Source organism: Burkholderia pseudomultivorans (assembly GCF_001718415.1).
GTDB classification, from domain to species: domain Bacteria; phylum Pseudomonadota; class Gammaproteobacteria; order Burkholderiales; family Burkholderiaceae; genus Burkholderia; species Burkholderia pseudomultivorans_A.
On record NZ_CP013377.1, the window covers coordinates 1481955 to 1501401 of the forward strand.

The window sequence follows — 19447 nt, forward strand, 5'->3', positions numbered from 1 at the left end:
CCGGCATACGACGCGTGCGTCGAGTGGATTGCAATGTAGGCGATCCGCATGCGCTGCGCGATGCGATTTTTTGTAACAGAGCGTAGCCGGCAAGCGTTGCCGGAGGCGGGGCATGTCGGGGAAAAATTTGCCGCGACGAAGGCGGCCGAAGCGAGAACGAGAATCGCCATCGCTTTCGATCGGCGATGAACGACGAGCGGATGCGCGCGCGAATGCCGCTGGCGATACGCGCTTCAGCGTTCGCCCGGAAAGCGTTCCTGCAACGCATGCAGCCAGCGCGCGACGACGTCGAGTTCCGCGTCGGAAAACCCGTCGCACAGCTTCGCGTTCAGTTCGCGCAGCACCACGCGCGCACGCTTGAGCGCCGCGTGGCCTGCGTCGGTCAGGTACAGGCGCGTCGCGCGGCCGTCGTCGGCATCGGCGTGGCGCGCAATCAGGCCGGCTTTCGCCATCCGGTCGGCCAGCCCCGTCATCGCGGACGGCGCCAGCTGCAGCGCCGCGCCGACCTCGCCGGTCAGCGCGCCGTCCTGCTTCGCGAGGTAGAACAGCACGCCGGCCTGCGCGGCGCTCGCCTGCGCGTCGGCTTCCGCCTTGCGGTCGACCCAGCGCTGCACGCGGCGCTGGCCGACGTTCAACAGGAAAAACAGTCGTCGATGTTCGCTCAAGCTCGGTTCCCGGCTGCAATGGAAAGGGACGGGCGGTCCGCGTCGCGCGGCGGCGCTTCGAGCGCCTGCGCGAGCCAGTCGGCGACGCCGGGCCACAGGACCGCGCCGGGGCGGCTGCGGAAGAAGCCCATGTGCCCGATCGGCCCGCTGCCCGCCGCGCGCGGATCGACCTGGCGGTGCTCGACCGCCGCGTGGGTCAGGTAGCTTACCAGCAGGTCGATCGCGGCGGGGTTCGCCCACGGATCGTCGTCGAAGCCGAGCGCGAGGATCGGCAGCCGCTGCCGCGCGAAGCGCTCGGCCGCGCCGAGCGTCGGATCGTCGAAGAAGTAGCGCGGCAGCGTGGTCCAGCCGCTCCATTCGCGGAACACGCCGGCCGGCAGATCCTCGCCGAGCCCGAGCCGCTTGCCGGGCACGTAGCCGAGCAGCGCGGACGCGAGCGGGCCGAGCACGCGCAGGATCAGCCGCACCTTCAGGCGTTCCGCCGCGTGCGCGATCAACCGCGTGCTGCCCGCGTGCGACGCGACCATCACGGCCGCGCGCAGCTGCGCGGAGCCGGCGGACAGGCCGATCGCGTGGCCGCCGACGCTATGCCCGACCGCGAGCAGCGGCAGCCCGTCGAACGCGTGGCGCGCCCACGCGGTCGCGGCTTCGACGTCGAGATCGACCCAGTCGCGCATGCGCGCCCGCAACGTGCGCAGGCGGGCGGGCCGCGACGCGCCGATGCCGCGATAGTTGTAGGTCAGCGCCGCGAAGCCGCGCTCGCCGAGGAAGCGCGCGAAGCCGGCGTAGAGCCTTTCCGGCACCGCCGTGGCCGGATGGATCAGCACCAGCGCGCGCGGCGCGGCGGCTGGCAACCACAGCGTGCCGCGCAGCGGATAGCCGTCGGCGGCGGTAAAGCCGACGGGTTCGGCGGTAACGGACATCGTGCGCTCCAGGCAGTTGTTTCGTATGCGAAATATAGTCGCGAATGTATTTCGTGCGCGAAATATCTGTCGAGGAATCGCTCGAAAGCAGGCGCGGCCATGGCGCCGGCTTCATAAAAGTTTTGCATCTTTGCATATCAGAATATTGCGTTTGTCTGATGAAGCGGATCGACGTATCGTCACCGGTTCCATTCCGTTCGCCGGCCGTCGCGCCCGGCGGACAACGGGTGCCGCCGCCGCGCGGCCGCCCGCCAACCTTCCGGGAGATCATCTTGCTCAGCCGAATCGTCACGGCGCTCCTGCTGGCGCTCGCCGCGCAGCCGGGCATCGCGAAAGACACCGTCACGCTGCGCGTCGGTGAACAGAACTACTTCAACATCCAGGCGTCGATGGAGGCGTCGGGCGTGCTCAAGGACCTGCCTTACACGATCGAGTGGAAGCATTTCCAGGCCGCCGCGCCCGTCGCCGAAAGCCTGAACGGCAATGCGATCGATCTCGGCTTTCTCGGCGATTCCGCGCTGCTCACGCTGGCCGCGCGCGGCGCGCCGGTGAAGGTCGTCGCGGTGTCGCGGCAAAGCCTCGACGGCGTCGCGATCCTCGTGCCGAAGAATTCGCCGGTGCGGACCGTGGCCGACCTGCAGGGCAAGACCATCGCCGTATGGCGCGGCGCGTGGAGCCAGCAGCTCGTGCTGCGCGCGCTCGAACATGCGGGGCTGCGCGCGGACTCGGTCAAGTACGCGTACCTGATGCCGATCGACGCGACCAACGCGCTCGCGAACGGCTCGGTCGATGCGGTGTCGCTGTGGGAGCCGTTCGTCAGCACGCTTGCGCTGCGACAGGGCGCGCGCCCGGTCGTGACCGCGCAGGGCTTGATGCCCGCGCTGAGCTTCGTCGCCGCGAACGAGCAGGCCGCATCCGGCAAGCGAACGGAGATCACCGATTTCCTGCGGCGTGTGGTTGCCGCGCGGCAATGGGTCGACAGCCATCCGCGCGAATACGCGGACCTGTGGGCCAGGCGCGCGAAGCTCGAACCGGACGTCGCGTATCGCTGGCTCGACAACGCGCACCAGCGCGTGGGCCCGGTCGACGAGACGGCCGCGAAGGACGCGCAGAACACGGCCGACTTCCTGCACAAGGCCGGCGTGATCCCGGCCGCCTACGATACGTCGAAACTGCTCGACCGCTCGTATGCGGGCGCGTTCGCGCCGAGCGCGCGAAAAGCCGCCGCCGCGCAGTAGCCGCGCCGGCGCGCACCGCTTTCCCGATTCCGACTCAGACCCACGAGGACACCGACATGCCAGTCGACATCATCGGCATGATCACCGCGACACCCGGCGCGGAGGTCGACGTGCCCGGCGGCGCCGCCGTCCAGCCCGACTACGTGCGCCGCTTCGCGCGGGCGCACGAGGCCGCGGGCTTCGACCAGATCCTGATCGGCCATTTCAGCAACGCGGCGGACGGCTTCATCGTCGCATCGTTTGCGGCGGCCGCGACCGAACGCATCCGCCTGCTGCTCGCGCACCGGCCCGGCGTGATCGTGCCGTCGGCCGCCGCGCGGCAGATCGCGACGCTCGACGTATTCAGCGGCGGCCGGCTCGCGCTGAACGTGGTGTCGGGCGGCGACGACGCGGACCTGCGCCGCGACGGCGATTTCGTGCCGCACGACGCGCGCTACCGACGTACCGGCGAATACCTCGACGTGCTGAAACGGATCTGGCTCGCCGATGCGCCGGTCGACCACGACGGCCCGTTCTACCGGCTGCGCGGCGCGTCGCCGCTCGTGAAGGGCGTGCAGCGGCCGCACGTGCCGATCTACTTCGGCGGCTCGTCGTCGGCCGCGCTCGCGGTGGCCGGGCAGCATGCGGATGTCTACATGACCTGGGGCGAGCCGCTCGCATCGGTGCGCGAGCAGATCGCGCGCGTGCAGGCCGCGGCCGCGCCTTACGGACGCGCGCCGCGCATCAGCGTCTCGTTCCGCCCGATCGTCGCGGACACCGAGGCCGCCGCATGGGAGAAGGCCGAGGCGATCCGCGAGCGCGTGCGTGCGACGCGGCTCGCGAGCGGTCAGCCGATCGCGGGCCACGCACCGCAGAATGCCGGCTCGCAGCGGCTGATGGCCGCGGCCGCGCAGGGCGACGTGCTCGACGAACGGCTGTGGATGGGCGTCGCCAACCTGACCGGCGCGCGCTGGAATTCGACGGCGCTGGTCGGCACGCCGGAGCAGGTCGCGCGGGCGCTCGGCGAGTACTACCGGCTCGGCGTGACGACGTTCCTGATCCGCGGCTTCGATCCGCTCGACGATGCGCTCGATTACGGGCGCGCGCTGATTCCGGCGATCCACGCGCATGTCGCGGCGCTCGACCGGCAGCGCGCCGCGACGATCGCGTAGCGCCGCGCGCGGCGACGGCAACGCGGCCCCGCACGAGACGCGTCAGAACGACGGCAGGCCCGGCGGATTGGTCTCGGCGCGCGCGACGGCCTCGCTCTGCAATCCCCAGCGCGCGAGTGCCTGCCCGTAGCGGCCGCTGGCGATCAGCGTGTTGGTCGCGAGCGTCAGCGCAGGCGCGAGCCCGCTGCCGCGGCGCGTCGCGATCGCGACATCGGCATTCGCCGGCCAGCCGGCATTGACGACGCCGACGCGCCGGATCTTGCCGCTGCGCGCGGCCTCGTACGCGAGCGACGCATTCGGGTTCAGCTCCGCGTCCGCGCGACCCGACAGCAGCGCGACGCGCGCGGCCGCATCGTCGTCGAAATACAGCAGCTCGGCGGGCTTGAGTCCCTGGGCGACATTGCGGCGGCTCCATTCGAGCAGGATGTGCTCCTGGCTCGTTCCCGCGCCCGTGATGATGCGCAGTCCCGCGACGTCCTTCGGTTCCGCGATCCTCGCGATCGGGCTGCCGGTGCGCACATAGAAACCGTGCAGCCCGAGCCGATAGGTCGTGAAATCGTATTTCTGCTTGCGCTGCTCGGTGACGCCGACGTTCGAGATCACCGCGTCGTACTTGGCCGACGTCAGCCCGAGCGGCCAGTCGGCCCAGGCGACCGGCACCAGCACGAGCGTCCGGCCAAGCGCGTCGGCGACGAGCTGCGCATAGTCGGGATCCGCGCCGACCACGGTGCGGGCGTCGGTTGCATAGGTCGACACGGGCGGCGCGTGCGGCGAGATCGCGACCGTGAACGCGCCGTCGCGCACCCAACGATAGCCGCTTGCCGCACGGATCGCGGCATCGTCGCGCGGCGCGCGGATGCGGCCCGCCTGACGCGGATCGAGATCCGCCGTTGCCGCGGCCGCGCTTGCCGCGCGCGACCACAGGTCGCCGGATGCCGCGACCAGCGCGGCGCTCACGAACTGTCGTCGGTCGATCATCGTGTGGTGTCCTGGATCACGGGCAGGGGGAAGGCGGGCCGCATCACAGCACCCGCGACAGGAACGCGCGCGTGCGCGGATGGGTCGGCGCGTCGAGCACGACGGCCGGCGGCCCCGCTTCGACGATGCGCCCGCGCTCCATGAACAGCACGTGGTCAGCCACTTCGCGCGCGAAGCCAATCTCGTGCGTGACGATCAAGAGCGTCGTGCCGGAGCGCGCGAGTTCCTTGATCACGTCGAGCACTTCGTTGACCAGCTCGGGGTCGAGCGCGGAGGTCGGCTCGTCGAACAGCAGTACCTTCGGTCGCAATGCGAGCGCCCGCGCGATCGCGACGCGCTGTTGCTGGCCGCCGGACAGCTGGCGCGGATAGGCATCGGCCTTGTCGGCAAGACCGACACGCGCGAGCAGCGTGCGCGCGGTCCGCTCGGCGGCCTCGCGTGTCGCGCCGCCCGCCGCGACCGGCGCCTCGACGAGGTTTTCGAGCACGGTCAGGTGCGGAAACAGGTTGAAGGTCTGGAACACCATCCCGACCGCGGTGCGGCGCTTCAGCACGTCGCGCTCCTTCAGTTCGTGCAGCACGTCGCCGTCGCGCCGGTAGCCGATCAGCTCGCCGTCGATGTCGATGAAGCCGTCGTCGACGCGTTCGAGATGGTTGATCGTGCGCAGCAGCGTCGACTTGCCGGAACCCGACGGCCCGACGATCGCGGTCACGCTGCCGCGCGGCGCGACGAACGACACGTTGTCGAGCACGCGCTGCATGCCGAACTGCTTCGAGACGTGATGCACGACCACTTCGCCGCCGAGGTGCGGTGCAACGGCATCGCCGTCGGTGCGTGCGTCCGCTACCGGCTTGCGCGCCGTCAGGCGGCGCCACAGCGCGCCGGCGCGCGCAAGCGCGAAGGTCAGCGCCGACGGCGGCGGATTGCGCAGCGCGCCGCGTGCATAGTGCCGCTCGATCTGCACCTGGATCGCCGACAGCGCGGTCAGGATGATCAGATACCAGACCGTCGCGACCATCAGCAGCGGAATCACTTCGAGATTGCGGCGATAGATCACCTGCACGGTATAGAACAGCTCGGGCATCGCGAGCACGTACACCATCGACGTGCCTTTCGCGAGCGAGATCAGGTCGTTGAACGCGGTCGGCAGGATCGCGCGCATCGCCTGCGGCAGCACGATCCGCACCGTTTGCCGGCCGCGCGGCAGCCCGAGCGCGGCGGCCGCCTCGAGCTGACCCTGGTCGACCGCGAGAATGCCGCCGCGGATCACCTCGGCGGAAAACGCCGCGTGGTTCAGCGTCAGGCCCAGCACGGCCGCGGCGAACGGGCTGATCAGGTCGGTGGTCGGCACGTCGAACCAGACGAGGCCGGTGAACGGCACGCCGAGCCGCACGTGCTCGTACAGATAGCCGAGGTTGTTCAGGATCAGCAGCAGCACGATCAGCGGGATCGAGCGGAACAGCCAGATGAAGGTCCATGCGCTGGCCGCGAGCAGGCGCGAACGCGACAGCCGCGCCAGCGCGACGAACGCGCCGAGCACGAGCCCGAATACCGCGCCGAGCAGCGTCAGCACCAGCGTGCGCGCGAGGCCCGACAGCACGGGCGGCGACAGGAACCATTCGGCGAATACCGGCCAGCCCCATTGCGGGTTCGCGAAGAGCGAATGCAGGGCGACCGCGATCAGCGCGAGCGCGAGCACGGTGCCGACGGCGCTCGAGCGGTGGCGCGCCGGCACGATCCGCAAACGCGCGCCGCTGTCGCGCGGGCCGGAGGAAGAGAGCGGCGGCAGTGTGCCGCCGAGATGGGTCGTGTCGCTCATGGCGAGGCAGGCTCCTTGAATGGGTCGTCCGGCGCGCCGCACGATCGCGCGGCGCCTCGGCTGATCGGATGGCGTGACCGGAGCCGGTCAGGCGTGCGTTTCGGCGGCCGGCTCGCGGGCCGGATCGGGCTGCGCGTAGCGGCTCGCCTTGCGCGGCAGGCCGAGGTGGTCGCGCAGCGTGCTGCCGGGCAGCTCGCGCCGATAGCGGCCGCGCGCCTCGAGCGCCGGAATGACCAGCTCGATGAAATCGTCGACGCCCTGCGCCTGGACCGGAAAGCCGAGGATGAAGCCGTCGCCGGCGCCCGCGTCGAACCAGCGGATCAGTTCGTCGGCGACGTGCTCGGCCGTGCCGATGAAGTTCGGACGCGGCGTCGCGACGGCCAGCGCGGTCTCGCGCAGCGTGCGGCCGTCGCGCTTCGCGTCGGCCTTGATGCGGTCGGTGGTCGAGCGGAAGCTGTTGCGGCCGAGGTCGCCGAGTTCGGGGAACGGCGCGTCGAGCGGATACTGCGTGAAATCGTGGTGATCGAAAAAGCGGCCGAGATAGGCGAGCGCCTCGTCGATCGTCAGCAGATCGCGGATCGCCTGGTACTTGTCCTCGGCCTCGGCGGCCGTGCGTCCGACGATCGGCCCGATGCCGGGGAAGATCTTCACGTCGTCGGCGCGGCGGCCGTGCTCGACCGCGCTCTGCTTCACGCGCTGCGCGAACGCGGCGGTCTCGTCGAGCGACGGCGAATGCGTGAACACGGCGTCTGCGTACTTGCCCGCGAGCCCGATGCCGGCATCGGACGACCCGGCCTGGAAAATCACCGGCTGCCCCTGCGGCGAGCGCTGGATGTTGAGCGGCCCCGCGACCTGGAAGAAGCGGCCGCGATGATCGAGCGTGTGCAGCTTCGCGCGATCGAAGAAGCGCCCGGTCGCGCGGTCGCGCACGAACGCGTCGTCGTCCCAGCTGTCCCACAGCCCCTGCACGACGCTCAGGTATTCGTCGGCGATCTCGTAGCGCAGCGCATGATCGGGATGGGTCTTGCCGAAGTTCAGCGCGGTGCCTTCGAGCGGCGTCGTCACGACGTTCCAGCCCGCGCGGCCGCCGCTGATCGCGTCGAGCGACGCGAGCTGGCGCGCGACCGTGAACGGCTCGCTGTACGACGTCGAGATCGTGCCGGCGAGCCCGATCTTGCTTGTCGCGACCGCGAGCGCCGACAGCACCGTCAGCGGCTCGAAGCGGTTCAGGAAGTGCGGGATCGACTTCTCGTTGATGTAGAGGCCGTCCGCGACGAACGCGAACGCGATGCCGGCGGCTTCGGCCTTGCGCGCGATGCCGATCGCGAAATCGAGGTTGATGCTCGCGTCGGGCGGATTGCTCGGGTGTCGCCATGCGTTCATGTGGCTGCCTGCGCCTTGCAGCATCAGGCCGAAGGGAATCGGTCGTCGGGTGGTCATCGGGCGTCGGACGTGAAGGTCGGGAAGGAGGGCGCTCAGATCTTCGGCAGGCCGGGCGGATTCGTGCGCGACTGGTCGATCGCTTCGGACGCGAGGTTCCAGCGATCGAGGATCTGCCGGTAGCGGCCGTTCCTGATCAGCCCGTTCAGCGCGACGGTCAGCGGCTCTGCGAGGCCGCTGCCCTTGCGCGTCGCGATCGCGATGTCGGCGGCGCGCGGCCAGCCGCCGCTGACCGTGCCGACGAGCCGCGTCTTGCCCTGTTGCGCGCTCTGGTACGCGAGTACCGAGTTCACGCTGAAGATGGCGTCCGCGCGACCCGACTGCACCGCGACGATCCGCATCGCCTGGTCGTCGTAGTACTGGATCTGCACGGGTTTCAGGCCGTGCGCGACGTTTTCGCGGTCCCATGCGAGCAGGATCTTTTCCTGGTTGGTGCCCGCATCCGTGACGATGCGTAGCCCCGCGACGTCCTTCGGTTCGCGGATCGACTGGATCTTGCTGTCGTTGCGCACGTAGAAGCCGAGCTGATCCTTGCGGTAGGTCGAGAAATCGAATTTCTGCTTGCGCTCCTCGGTGACCGTGACGTTCGAGATCACCGCATCGACCTTGCCCGACTCGAGCGCGAGCGGCCAGTCGGGCCACGACAGCGCGACGATCTTCAGCTTGCGGCCGAGCGCGTCGGACACGAGCTGGCCCACATCCGCATCGAAGCCGATCACGGTGCGCGCATCGGTGGCGTACGAGCTGATCGGCGGCAGGGCGGGCGAGATGCCGATCGTCAGCGTATCGGGCGCGGCGAACCGGAACGACGCGGGCACCGCGCGCTCGACCGCCGGATCGGCGACGCCGCGCGGGCGATCGCGTTGCTCGGGGCTCAGGTCGAAGGTCGCGGCGGTCGCGGCGAATGCCGTCAGGCCGACCAGCGCGGCGGCCAGCGTGCGGACTGCGCGGGAGGAGAGGCGGGCGGTGCGTGGCATGAAGACGTCCAGTCGTTGTGGTCGGAAGCGGAGTCGGGCGGGAAGCGGGGCGTTCAGCGCGGCAGCGCCGGTTCGGGCGCGGGCGCCCACAGGTCGGCGAGCGTCGAGGTGCGCGACGGATCGACGAGATCCTTGCCGAAGCGCAGATGGAAAAGCACTTCGGGGGCGATCGACGCATCGAACAGCCGCGTATAGCCGGTGCGGTCGTAGAGCGCCCAGGCTTCGGGCTGGCGAAAGCCCGTCGTCAGATAGACGCGGCGATAGCCCTGCTGCACCGCGCGCAGTTCGAGCGCTTCGACGATGCGCCGCGCGAGCCCCTGACGGCGCAGGCTGGCATGCGTCCAGATGCGCTTCAGTTCGGCCGTCTGCGCGTCGTAGCGCTTGAACGCGCCGCCGCCGATCGTCTCGCCGTCGCGCAGCAGCAGCACGAAGGCGCCTTCGGGCGGCGCGAACAGCTCGGCCGGATAGCGTGCGAGTTCTTCGCGCGCGGACGCGCGACTGTCGGGGCGGTACGCGTCGTAGCGCGTCGCATACTCGTGGATCAGCGCGTCGATCAGCGGCTGCGCGCGCGCGTCGAGCGGGGTCGTGTCGATGATGCGGTCGGTCGTGGCCATGGGCATCGCGAAAGGCGCGCGATGCGGACGAGGCAGGCGCGCGGCCCGGCCGTTTCGTTCGTCATCGCGACGCGGTTGTCGTGATGGCGGCGGCCGCTGTGTGCGGTGCAATGCATTCGGCGGGCCGCCGCCGTTTCGGATACGTTAGCGGGGCGGCGCACGAAGACGAACGAAGCAATTTCGATAAGGATTTCGCGCGAAGCGTCAGAAGGCTTGCAGCGAAAGCGGGGGGATGTGGCGCAGGTCGTTTATGCCGCGCGCACTTCGTCGAGCAGATCCGGATGACGGTCGAGAATCTTCAGCAGCTTCACGAGCGCCAGCGGCGGATTGGTCTTGCCGGTCTCGTAGCGGGAAAACGCGTTGACGCCGCCGCCGAAAATCTCGGCCGCCTCGCGCTGATCGAGCTTCAGCTTCTTGCGCACCGTCGCAATGAACTTCGGATCGACGAGCGTCGCGTTCACTTGCCGGTTGAACGCCGACACCGCTTCGCCGAAACGGGTCGCCTCGTCGACGTCGAGCACCGACTCGCCGCACGCGGGACAAAACTCGCCTGTGACGTGCGGGATCACGGTCGATTCGCCCTTGTAGGTGTACGGGATGTCGCGCGTGTCGCGGATCAGCTTGGCGGCACCGCATGCAGGACATTTCATTTCATCGCTCCTTGAAAGACACGATCAGCACATCGTCGACGACGGTCAGTTTCAGGTACACGTCGCCGCGCATCGTGCAAGGCCGGTAGACGTCCTGCCAGATCGTGTGGTCGGCGTAGGTCGTCATGCTCTTGTGGAATTCGAACGGTGTCAGCGCCCTCACCACGTCGATCGTTTCCGCTTCGGTGAAGCCCATCTGGCGGGCGCCGATGACCGCGCTTGCGGTCAGGCGGACCTTGCCGGCCTCGATCAGCGCCTTGACGCGCGGCAGCTTGCAGTGCGGCGTTCTCTTTTCCATGTGTATCCATGCGCGAGTGTAACCAAATAGGTTAATTTGTCAAGTTGGTTAATGGCGCACGCGTGCCGTCCGCCATACAGGGCAGACAGCACGGGGAAAGGAGAGGTCCGGAACCGGCCCTATCGGCCGATGCTCGGCGGGTCGGTGGGTTCCGCGAGCTGAAACAGGCAGTCGCCGCGCTGCACTTGCGCGGGCACGCGCTTGCATACCACTTCGCCGTCGCCCTTGAACCGGTGCAGCACCGGCTCGCGCAGCGGCGTATCGGGGAAATGCACCCACGCGGCCGGCTGCCCGGCCTTGACCTGGTCGCCGAGTTCGACGAGCGGCTCATACAGCCCGCGCTCGTACGCATAGACGAAATGCCGGTCGCCGTCGACGCGCAGGAAGCGCGTGACGGTCGGCGGCGCATCGGGCACCAGCGCGCCGCGCAGCAGGCCGATATGGCCGAGGTAATGCAGCAGCCCCTGGCGGCCCATCCGGATCAGCGACGGATCGGCCATGCCTGCGCCGCCCAGCTCGGTGACGATCGAGATCGCGCCCTGCCGGCGCGCGGCCGATGCCGAGTGCACGGGATTCGGCGCGTGCAGCAGCGCATTCGGCAGCCCGAACGCGACCAGCATGCCGTTCAGCTTCGCGGCCTCGTCCGCATCGAGCGGATCGATCGCGAGCATGTTGCCGCCCTGATACAACAGCGAACTGCCGCCCGAATGCAGATCGACGAGATACTGCGCGCGCGACAGCAGCGCATGCTCGATGTAGTGGGCGATCATCTGCGTCGGCGTGCCGGCCGGATCGCCGGGGAAGCTGCGGTTCAGGTTGCCGTCGTCGAGCGGCGAGACGCGCAGCCCCGCATCCGCCGCGGGGAAGTTCGCCATCGGCAGCAGGATCAGCTGGCCGCTGACCATCGCAGGCTCGATCTCGCGCATCAGCTGCGACACGATGATCTGGCCTTCGTACTCGTCGCCGTGGTTGCCGGCCATCACGAGCGCGACCGGGCCGTCGCCGTTGCGGATCGATGCGATCGGAATCGGCAGCCAGCCATAGGCCGAACGATGGACCGAGTGCGGCAGACGCAGGTAGCCGGCATGCTTGCCCGGCGCGTCGAGATCGATCTCGCAGTGAATGGGGTTTCGGTGTGAGGTGGGGGCGGTCATGGCGGCATCGTGCGATGAACGGAGAGCCGCCATCTTATCGGGAAACGGCGGCCGCGCGCCGGATCGCCCGGTGCGTGCGCCGCGTCCTGCGCGGCCTGTCGCCCGCCGTCGCTGTATCCGTTGCCCCGCAGGCGATGCCGCGTGCGCGTCAGCGCCCCGATGTTTCAGCTTCGAGACGGCCTTCTTCCCACAATGCCCAGAAGCGGCTGCCCGCGCGATACGGATTCGCGCGGCGCGCCGCGTAATCGGCGACGCCCTGACGGAACGCGCCGTACAGCGTGAGCGGCGGATTGTCGACGCAGGCGGCTTCGCGCACCGGCGTGCGCCGCACGGAGACGAGTCGCCGGATCAGCGACGCGCCGTCGATGACGTCCAGTTCGTCGATCGTATCGGTGCGGCTCATGACTTCGACGGTATTCATGTGGGGCTCCCTGACAACCTGTTTCCTGTCAGTGAGCAATAAGGATGCCAGCCGTGAAATGCGGCGCGCTGCATTGATCCTGCAGGCTTCTGCGGCGAACGTCGCGGGCGATCGGCCGCGATGTTACGGAACACGTCACGTGACATCGCCGCGCGCGGCCGCACGGCGAAAGCGAAAAACGTTGCGGAAATGAAACCGCCGAGAGCCGGCGCGCGCCGTGCGGCCGGCTATGAATTCGCGGTGGCCGGTGCGACGCGGCGGCTGCCGTTCGAATAGAAGCGGTACATGCCCTTGCCGGCCGATTTCGCGTCGTACAGTGCGCTGTCGGCCTGCCGGATCAGCTCGTCGGGCGAGCGACGGCCGTCGTCGAGCGCGATGCCGATGCTGATCCCGAAGCTGACGGTCTCGCCGATCGACAGCGTGTACGGCGCCGAGATCTGCCGGATGATCTCGGCGGCGAGCGTCGAGCACGCGTGCGTCGTCGTGCCGTCGATCGCGACGACGAATTCGTCGCCGCCGATGCGTGCCGCGAGTTCGCCGTTCAGCAGCGTGCGGCCGAGCCGCTCGGCGACCTGCATCAGCACCTCGTCGCCGGCCTGGTGGCCGAAGCGGTCGTTGATCGCCTTGAAGCCGTCGAGATCGAGATACATGACGGCCGCCGCGACGTCCGGCAGCGGCGATCGCTGCGCCAGCATCCGGCCGAGTTCCGCATGCAGTTCGTGGCGGTTCGGCAGTCCGGTCAGCGCATCGTGCCGCGCGAGGTGGCGAATGTGCCGCTCGGTGAGGCGGCGCGCGGTGACGTCCTCGACGATGATCACCGCGTTGCCGTCCGGGACGCGGTGGCGCGTCAGTTCGAGCTGTCGCCCGTCCGCGAGCGTGATGTCGAACGGCGACGGTTCGCGGCTCAGCCAGTCCGCACACCGCGCGGCGAGGCTGCTGTCGTCCGGCGCGGCCGCATCGGCGCCGAGCGCGGCGACGACGTCGGGCAGCGGCGCATCGAGCATGATCTCGCGCGGCGAGCCGAACAGTTGCGCGGTGCGCCGGTTCGCGACGATCACGCGGCGGTCGCCGTCGATCATGCACAGTCCGTGCGGCATGTAGGTGAGTGCGGCGTCGAAGCGCGCGACGAGCTCGGCGTTGCGCTGGCGCGCCGCGATCAGCGCGACGAGCACGCGGTAGTGGCGCTGCACGACCGTGCGCATCGCGGCCAGGTAGATGACGAGCGGCGGCAGCAGCAGCCATGCGCCGGGGCGATCGGCGAGCAGCGCGCCGACGCCGATCGGCAGCACGCCGAGCGTGACCTGCGTCATCGCGAGCCGCGGCAGCGCCGAGTTGCGCGACGCGATGCCGCCGAACACGCCGCCGGCGACCATCACCGACAGCGTGCCGAGCTCGACGTCGACCGCGCTCACGCAGCCCATCACGCCGAGGCCGAGCACGAAGCACGCGGCGAGCGATACGGGCGCGTAGCGCAGCGCCCAGTATTCGGCGCGATCGTCGCCCGTGTCGCGCTGCGCGTTATACGCGCTGGCGATCGCAAGCCGCGTGGCGAGCAGGCAGACGTCGGCGACCAGCCAGGCGAGACACCACAGCTGATGCAGGCGAAGCAGCGCGATCGCCGCGACGAAGCCGCTGGCGACTCCGGACAGCGCCATCGGGCGCACGTCCTCGAACAGCGTGATGAGCATCGACGGACGCAACGCGGCCGTCACGCGGTGATTACCGGAAGGGGGAGTGGCGAGAACGGAGTTCAGGAGAGACGCCCTGACTGCCATGGTTTTTTGACCTCGGCACGATGTCGCGATTGTCGCGATGGCTGCCGGCGCCCGCACGGCACAGGACGGAAGCGCCGGCAAGCCGGATGCGCACGACATTACCATGAAACGCCGGCGGCGCGGAGCAGCGCCGCCAGTCTCGTAAACCACGGCTGCGAAAGGCTTGCGCATTCGCCGCCGCGAAGGCAGGATCGTTGCCGACGGAACGATGTGCATCGGCCGAAAGGAGACCGGTCGGCGGCGGCATCCCCCGATCGTCGAAGCCGATGCGCCGACCTGCCGGCGCGCGTTGATGGGGACCCGCGACCGCCCGCCGCAGCCCGACTGAATCCGGTTATAAGAAATTCAATAAGTATTTCATGCGGGAAATACTATAGGCGATATATCGGAAACAATGCCAGAATGCGCGCCGCTCCGAACGTCGCGACACCCGATCGCCGTCCGAGCCGCTCAGGAGGTTCCCCCCAATGAAAAACCACGGCCTGTCACGGCGGGGTTTTCTGAAAGCCAGCGTGCTGGCGGGCGTCGCAGTCTATGTCGCGCCCCTCGGCAGCCGCGCATTCGCGGCGCTCTTCGAAGAAAAACTCCTCACGCCGGTCAAATGGGATAGCGTCACCGGCATCCCCCAATTCCGCATCGACGGCATCGCGAAGGTCACGGGCTCGAAAGTGTTCGCCCGCGACGTGCGCGCGGCCGACATGCCGCACTGGCCGCAGCAGCAGTCGCATGCGCTGATCCTGCGCGTCACGCAGGCCGACCGCACCTACGAAGGCTTCGACCTGTCGCTGCTCGGCGACGACCTGAAGCCCGACCGCGTCGTCACGGCCGACGATCTCGCGCGCGACGGCGTCGCGTTCCCGACGTTCTACGGCGAGGACATGCTGCTGCCGGCGGGCAAGACGCCCGCGTATCTCGGCCATGCGGTCGCGATCCTGATCTACCACGACTTCGCGCGCTTCCGTTTCGCGAAGAACGCGCTCAAGTTCCGCGACGACGTGATCCGCTACGGCGCGGCCACGGGCCCGCTCGAGCGCGACCCGTGGGGCACGTTCCGCTACGTGCGCGTGGGCGGCAAGACCGCCTACGACGACGACGTCTATTCGAGCCTGAAGGACGCGCCGATCTTCCCGAGCCAGATGCGCAAGCACCAGCCCGTGTGGCCGGACGGCAAGGAGCACGGCAAGCTCGACGAGCAGGGGATGTTCCTCGCCGCGCAGATCGCCAGCGAGCTCGATCGTCCGTCGGCCGACTGGCTCGTGTTCGACCGCGAGTACAACACGCAGTCGATCGACACGGCCGCGCTCGAGCCCGACAACGCGAACTGCTGGTACGACGCTGCGACGCAGTCGCTGCATCTCGTCGTCGCGAGCCAGTCGCCGCTGGAGGTGGCCGAGAACGCCGCCGCGATGGTCGCGAAATGCCGCTTCCCGGTGAAGAAGCTGTTCGTGCATCCGTGCTACACGGTCGGCTACGGCTCGAAAGATCACAGCAACGTGCCGTTCTACGGGCTCGTCTGCGCGCTGTATGCGGACGGCCGCCCGGTGCGTTTCGCGAACGACCGCTACGAGCAGTTCCAGACCTCGTTGAAGCGGCACGCATTCAAGATGCATTACCGGATCGCGGTCGACCGCAACACCGGCCTGCTGCAATCGTTCAAGGGCGACTTCGAGGCGAACGGCGGCGGCCGCTGCAACTTCTCGCCGTCGGTCGCGATGGTCGGCGCGACCGCCGCGCAATCGATCTACTACTTCCCGAAGAGCGACCTGGCCTCGGTCGCGATCGCGTCGCGCGCGATCGACGCCGGCTCCGCGCGCGGCTACGGCACGCTGCAGAGCATGGCCGCGACCGAAATGGCGGTCGACGAGATCGCCGCGCAACTGAACCTCGATCCGATCGATTTCCGGCTGCGCAACGCGCTGCGTTCGGGGATGAAGAATACGCAGGGCGCGATTCCCGCCGGTGCGCTGCGCATCGACGAAGTGCTCGAGCGCGCGAAGCAGCATCCGCTGTGGACGCGGCGCGTCGCGCGCAAGGCCGAGTTCGAGGCCGCGAACCCGGGCAAGCGCTACGGCGTGGGCTTCGCCTGCGTGCAGAAGGACTTCGGCACCGGCGCGGAAGCGTCGTTCGCGAAGGTCGAATTCGACGAGAACGGCAAGGTCACGCTGCATCACACGGCCGCCGAGATCGGCACCGGGATGTCGACGTCGCAGGCCGTCGCGGTCGCGAAATGGCTCGGCCGTCCGGCGACCGACGTGCGCGTCGCGGTGACCGACTGGCCGGACCTGCCGGTCGAGACGAGCGGCGACCCGTACCTGATGTCGCAGGCCGACCAGGATCGGCTCAGCGCGAACCCGCGCTGGTCGCCGAGCTATGCGTCGCCGTCGAGCGCGACGAACTCCGCGTACTACTTCACGCACAGCACGCGCGAAGCCGCGCGCGCCGTGTTCCGCTACGGACTGTGGCCGGCGGCGATGTCGATCTGGACGCGCGGCCTCGGCGGCGGCCAGGCCGCGCCGTACACGGTGCGCATCGAGGATGCGCGCTGGGTCGACGGCAAGCTGACCGCCGACGGCCTCGAACCGCTGAGCTTCGAGCAGCTCGCGAAGCAGGCGCATGCGCTCGGCCTGCCGACCGGCGCCGTCGTGCACGTGTTCAACCGCTGGCAGTGGACCGACGCCGAATTCGAGATCGGCGGCGCCGTCGAGCGCCTGCCGATCGACGGGCTGTCGCTGCGCATCGGCGCGCCGAAGTCGGGCGCCGACAACGGACCGGTGCCGGGCACCGCCGCGCCGGCCGGCGCGACCGCGATGCGCGGCACGCTGCCGCCGACCGCGAACGGCTATCGCGTGCTGGACCGCAAGCGCGTGTTCATCCCGCCGATGAGCCGCAACAACGCGGCCGTCACGTATTACACGGCGGTCGGCACGCTCGTCGAGCTGGCCGTGCACGAGGCGACCGGCAAGGTCGAGCTGCTCACGCACCACTCGATCATGGAATGCGGCAACCAGATTTCGCCGCAGCTCGTGTCGGGCCAGCTGCAGGGCGGCCTCGCGATGGGCATCGGCCACGCGCTGCACGAATACCTGCCGCTGTACGAGGACGGCCCCGGCAACGGCACGTGGAACTTCAACCGCTATCAGCTGCCGCGCGCGTCCGACGTCGCCGTGTGGACGCAGACCGGCGACGTGCTGCCGCCGCTGTCCGAGACCGATCCGCCGAAGGGTGTCGCCGAAGTGGTGATGATTCCCGTCGTCGGCGCGATCGTGAACGGCCTCGCGCACGCGATCGGCCATCGTTTCACCGATCTGCCGGTGACCCCGCAAAAGATTCAGGAGGTGCTCGCATGACGACCGCCCAAACCGCCGCGTCGGCCGCGAGCGCCGGCGCGGTTGCCACCGGCGCGTCCGCGCCGGACGCGGCTTCGGCCGCGCAAACCCCGGCCGCCGCGCCCGCCGCCGTCGAGCGTCCGCTCGTACGGTTCCAGCAGAAGCCGCTGTCGGTGAAGATCAACGGCAAGTCCGTCGGCCCGATGCAGGTGCCCGAAGGGCTGATGATGATCGAGTTCCTGCACGAATACGCGGGCCTGACCGGTTCGCGGCTCGGCTGCGGGCAGGGCATCTGCCATGCGTGCGTCGTGATCGTCGACCAGCCGGACGGCACCAGCGAGGAGATGCGCACCTGCATCACCGGCGCGCATTTCTTCCACGGCCGCTCGATCCGCACGATCGAAGGCCACGCGAAGCGCAACGAGGCGGGCGAGGTCGTCGAGCTGTCGCCGATTCAGCAGAAGTTCCTCGAGCACTTCAGCTTCCAGTGCGGCTACTGCACGCCGGGCTTCGTCAACGCGGCGACCGTGCTGATCGAGCGCCTGAAGCGCGAGCCGGTCGCGAAGGCCGACGTCGAACGCACGATCACCGCCGCGCTCGATGCGCATCTGTGCCGCTGCACGGGTTACGTCCGCTACTACGAAGCCGTGAAGGACGTGGTGATGAATACGCCGGGACTCGTGAAGGAGTCCGCATGAAACGCACACTCGCTCATCGCGTCGCGCGCGTCGCCGCCTGGTCCGCGCTGGCGGCCGCCGCCGCGCTGACGCTCGCCGCCTGCGGCGGTCACGACGCGCCGGCGTCGACGGCCGCGTCGGGCGCGCCCGGCGCCGACCAGGTCGCGCGCGGCCGCTACCTCGTCAAGGCCGCCGACTGCGCCGCGTGCCACACCGCGAAGGACGGCGCGCCGTTCGCCGGCGGCGCGCCGCTCGAATCGCCGTTCGGCACGTTCTACGGCTCGAACATCACGCCCGACAAGGATCACGGGATCGGCAACTGGAGCGCCGACGACTTCTACGCCGCGCTGCACGACGGCAAGGCGCCGGGCAAGCGGCTGTACCCGTCGATGCCGTACACGTCGTACCGGCAGCTCACGCGCGCCGATTCCGACGCGATGTACGCGTACCTGAAGACGGTCCGCCCGGTCGCGCAGGAAAACCGCGCGCACGACCTGAAGTTCCCGTACAACCTGCGGTTCGGGATGGTGTTCTGGGACATGGTGTTCCTCAAGGACGGCCTGCCCGACGCGTCGACCGGGCAATCCGCCGACTGGCAGCGCGGCCGCTATCTCGCGGGTGCGCTCGGCCACTGCGCGGAGTGCCATACGCCGCGCGCGTTCACGGGCCAGCTCGACAGCGCGAAGCCGTTCGCGGGCGCCGCGCTCGGCCGCGTGGCCGCGCCCGACATCACGCCGGCGGGCCTCGCCGCGCGCGGCTGGACGGGCGCCGACCTGCAGACGTTCTTCGGCGTCGGCATCGCGCCGCAGGGCTCGGCGTTCGGCGAGATGTACCCGGTCGTGCACCTGAGCACGCAAACCCTCGCGAAGGACGACCTGCGCGCGCTGTCCGTCTACCTGCTCGGCGACACGCCGCCCGCGCCGCAGCCGGTGAAGCCCGTGTCGGCCGACGCCGCGCAGCTCGCGGCCGGCCGTTCCGTGTATCTCGCGGTCTGCGCGGGGTGTCACGGCTTCAACGGCGAAGGCAAGCCGCACGTCGCGGTGCCGATGAACGGCAATTCGACGGTGCGCCAGGCCGATCCGCGCAACCTGCTGGTCGCGGTGCTCGACGGGATCGACGAACAGAAGTTCGCCGGCGTCGAGAACATGCAGCGGATGCCGGGCTTCGCGCGCACGCTGAGCGACGACGAAGTCGCTCAGCTCGCGAACTACCTGCGGGCGACCTGGGGCGGCCAGCCCGCGAGCGTCACGCCCGCCGACGTGAAGGCGATGCGCTGAGCGCGGCAGCGCGGTGCGCCGCGCGCGACGGGCCGGTTTCCGGCGGTCGTGCGCGGCGTGTCGC

General features: G+C 69.5%; 18 protein-coding genes. 5 read left to right on the forward strand and 13 right to left on the reverse strand.

Translation table 11 applies throughout. The features are described from left to right. Positions 1 to 233: 233 nt before the first annotated feature. Positions 234 to 665: a MarR family winged helix-turn-helix transcriptional regulator gene (locus WS57_RS06295; protein ID WP_040129162.1), complete on the reverse strand. Its 432-nt coding sequence runs from the start codon at positions 663 to 665 to the stop codon at positions 234 to 236. Next, positions 662 to 1588: a serine aminopeptidase domain-containing protein gene (locus tag WS57_RS06300; RefSeq protein ID WP_059517124.1), complete on the reverse strand. Its 927-nt coding sequence runs from the start codon at positions 1586 to 1588 to the stop codon at positions 662 to 664. Before WS57_RS06300 ends, WS57_RS06295 begins: the two co-directional genes overlap by 4 nt. A gap of 269 nt (positions 1589 to 1857) precedes the next feature. Between WS57_RS06300 and WS57_RS06305 the strand changes: the two genes are divergently transcribed. Beyond that, a complete protein-coding gene (locus tag WS57_RS06305; protein ID WP_059517494.1) occupies positions 1858 to 2826 on the forward strand; it encodes an ABC transporter substrate-binding protein in 969 nt (322 codons plus the stop codon). A gap of 56 nt (positions 2827 to 2882) precedes the next feature. Then, a complete protein-coding gene (locus WS57_RS06310) occupies positions 2883 to 3977 on the forward strand; it encodes an LLM class flavin-dependent oxidoreductase (protein WP_069243904.1) in 1095 nt (364 codons plus the stop codon). A gap of 42 nt (positions 3978 to 4019) precedes the next feature. On the opposite strand, the gene WS57_RS06315 is transcribed toward WS57_RS06310, so the two are convergent. The 11 genes from WS57_RS06315 to WS57_RS37555 all read right to left on the reverse strand — a co-directional run bounded on the left by WS57_RS06315 (position 4020) and on the right by WS57_RS37555 (position 14350). Next, positions 4020 to 4955 carry an ABC transporter substrate-binding protein gene (locus WS57_RS06315; RefSeq protein WP_069243905.1) on the reverse strand — a complete coding sequence of 312 codons (936 nt, stop codon included), beginning with the start codon at positions 4953 to 4955 and terminating at the stop codon, positions 4020 to 4022. 43 nt (positions 4956 to 4998) lie between these two features. Further along, positions 4999 to 6774, reverse strand: coding sequence for an amino acid ABC transporter permease/ATP-binding protein (locus WS57_RS38245; RefSeq protein WP_081337585.1), 1776 nt, complete (start codon positions 6772 to 6774; stop codon positions 4999 to 5001). Positions 6775 to 6861: 87 nt separating this feature from the next. Continuing rightward, a complete protein-coding gene (locus WS57_RS06330) occupies positions 6862 to 8214 on the reverse strand; it encodes an LLM class flavin-dependent oxidoreductase (RefSeq protein ID WP_059517118.1) in 1353 nt (450 codons plus the stop codon). Positions 8215 to 8249: 35 nt separating this feature from the next. Beyond that, a complete protein-coding gene (locus WS57_RS06335) occupies positions 8250 to 9191 on the reverse strand; it encodes an ABC transporter substrate-binding protein (protein ID WP_040129168.1) in 942 nt (313 codons plus the stop codon). A 53-nt stretch (positions 9192 to 9244) separates the two neighbouring features. After that, entirely contained in the window at positions 9245 to 9805 is a 561-nt protein-coding gene (locus tag WS57_RS06340; RefSeq protein ID WP_040129170.1) for a GNAT family N-acetyltransferase, read from the reverse strand. Positions 9806 to 10053: 248 nt separating this feature from the next. Next, positions 10054 to 10455, reverse strand: a complete 402-nt coding sequence (locus tag WS57_RS06345; protein ID WP_059517116.1) for a type II toxin-antitoxin system MqsA family antitoxin — start codon at positions 10453 to 10455, stop codon at positions 10054 to 10056. A gap of 1 nt (position 10456) precedes the next feature. After that, positions 10457 to 10753 carry a type II toxin-antitoxin system MqsR family toxin gene (locus tag WS57_RS06350; protein WP_006413131.1) on the reverse strand — a complete coding sequence of 99 codons (297 nt, stop codon included), beginning with the start codon at positions 10751 to 10753 and terminating at the stop codon, positions 10457 to 10459. A 119-nt stretch (positions 10754 to 10872) separates the two neighbouring features. Next, on the reverse strand, positions 10873 to 11907 hold the full coding sequence (locus WS57_RS06355; protein ID WP_040129175.1) for a succinylglutamate desuccinylase/aspartoacylase family protein: 1035 nt from the start codon (positions 11905 to 11907) through the stop codon (positions 10873 to 10875). A gap of 148 nt (positions 11908 to 12055) precedes the next feature. After that, complete coding sequence (locus WS57_RS06360; RefSeq protein WP_009688345.1) at positions 12056 to 12328, reverse strand: hypothetical protein; 273 nt, start codon at positions 12326 to 12328, stop codon at positions 12056 to 12058. 227 nt (positions 12329 to 12555) lie between these two features. Further along, complete coding sequence (locus WS57_RS06365; RefSeq protein WP_059605742.1) at positions 12556 to 14103, reverse strand: sensor domain-containing diguanylate cyclase; 1548 nt, start codon at positions 14101 to 14103, stop codon at positions 12556 to 12558. Beyond that, positions 14048 to 14350, reverse strand: a complete 303-nt coding sequence (locus WS57_RS37555; protein WP_167361706.1) for a hypothetical protein — start codon at positions 14348 to 14350, stop codon at positions 14048 to 14050. The genes WS57_RS06365 and WS57_RS37555 overlap by 56 nt, the downstream gene beginning before the upstream one ends. A gap of 220 nt (positions 14351 to 14570) precedes the next feature. On the opposite strand from WS57_RS37555, the gene WS57_RS06370 reads away from it, so the two are divergent. Genes WS57_RS06370 through WS57_RS06380 form a run of 3 tightly spaced genes read left to right on the forward strand, consistent with a single transcriptional unit; the run spans position 14571 to position 19383 of the window. Beyond that, positions 14571 to 17450, forward strand: coding sequence for a xanthine dehydrogenase family protein molybdopterin-binding subunit (locus WS57_RS06370; RefSeq protein ID WP_069243906.1), 2880 nt, complete (start codon positions 14571 to 14573; stop codon positions 17448 to 17450). Further along, on the forward strand, positions 17447 to 18127 hold the full coding sequence (locus WS57_RS06375; protein ID WP_040129179.1) for a (2Fe-2S)-binding protein: 681 nt from the start codon (positions 17447 to 17449) through the stop codon (positions 18125 to 18127). The genes WS57_RS06370 and WS57_RS06375 overlap by 4 nt, the downstream gene beginning before the upstream one ends. Continuing rightward, positions 18124 to 19383 carry a cytochrome c gene (locus WS57_RS06380; protein ID WP_069243907.1) on the forward strand — a complete coding sequence of 420 codons (1260 nt, stop codon included), beginning with the start codon at positions 18124 to 18126 and terminating at the stop codon, positions 19381 to 19383. Before WS57_RS06375 ends, WS57_RS06380 begins: the two co-directional genes overlap by 4 nt. Positions 19384 to 19447 lie beyond the last annotated feature (64 nt).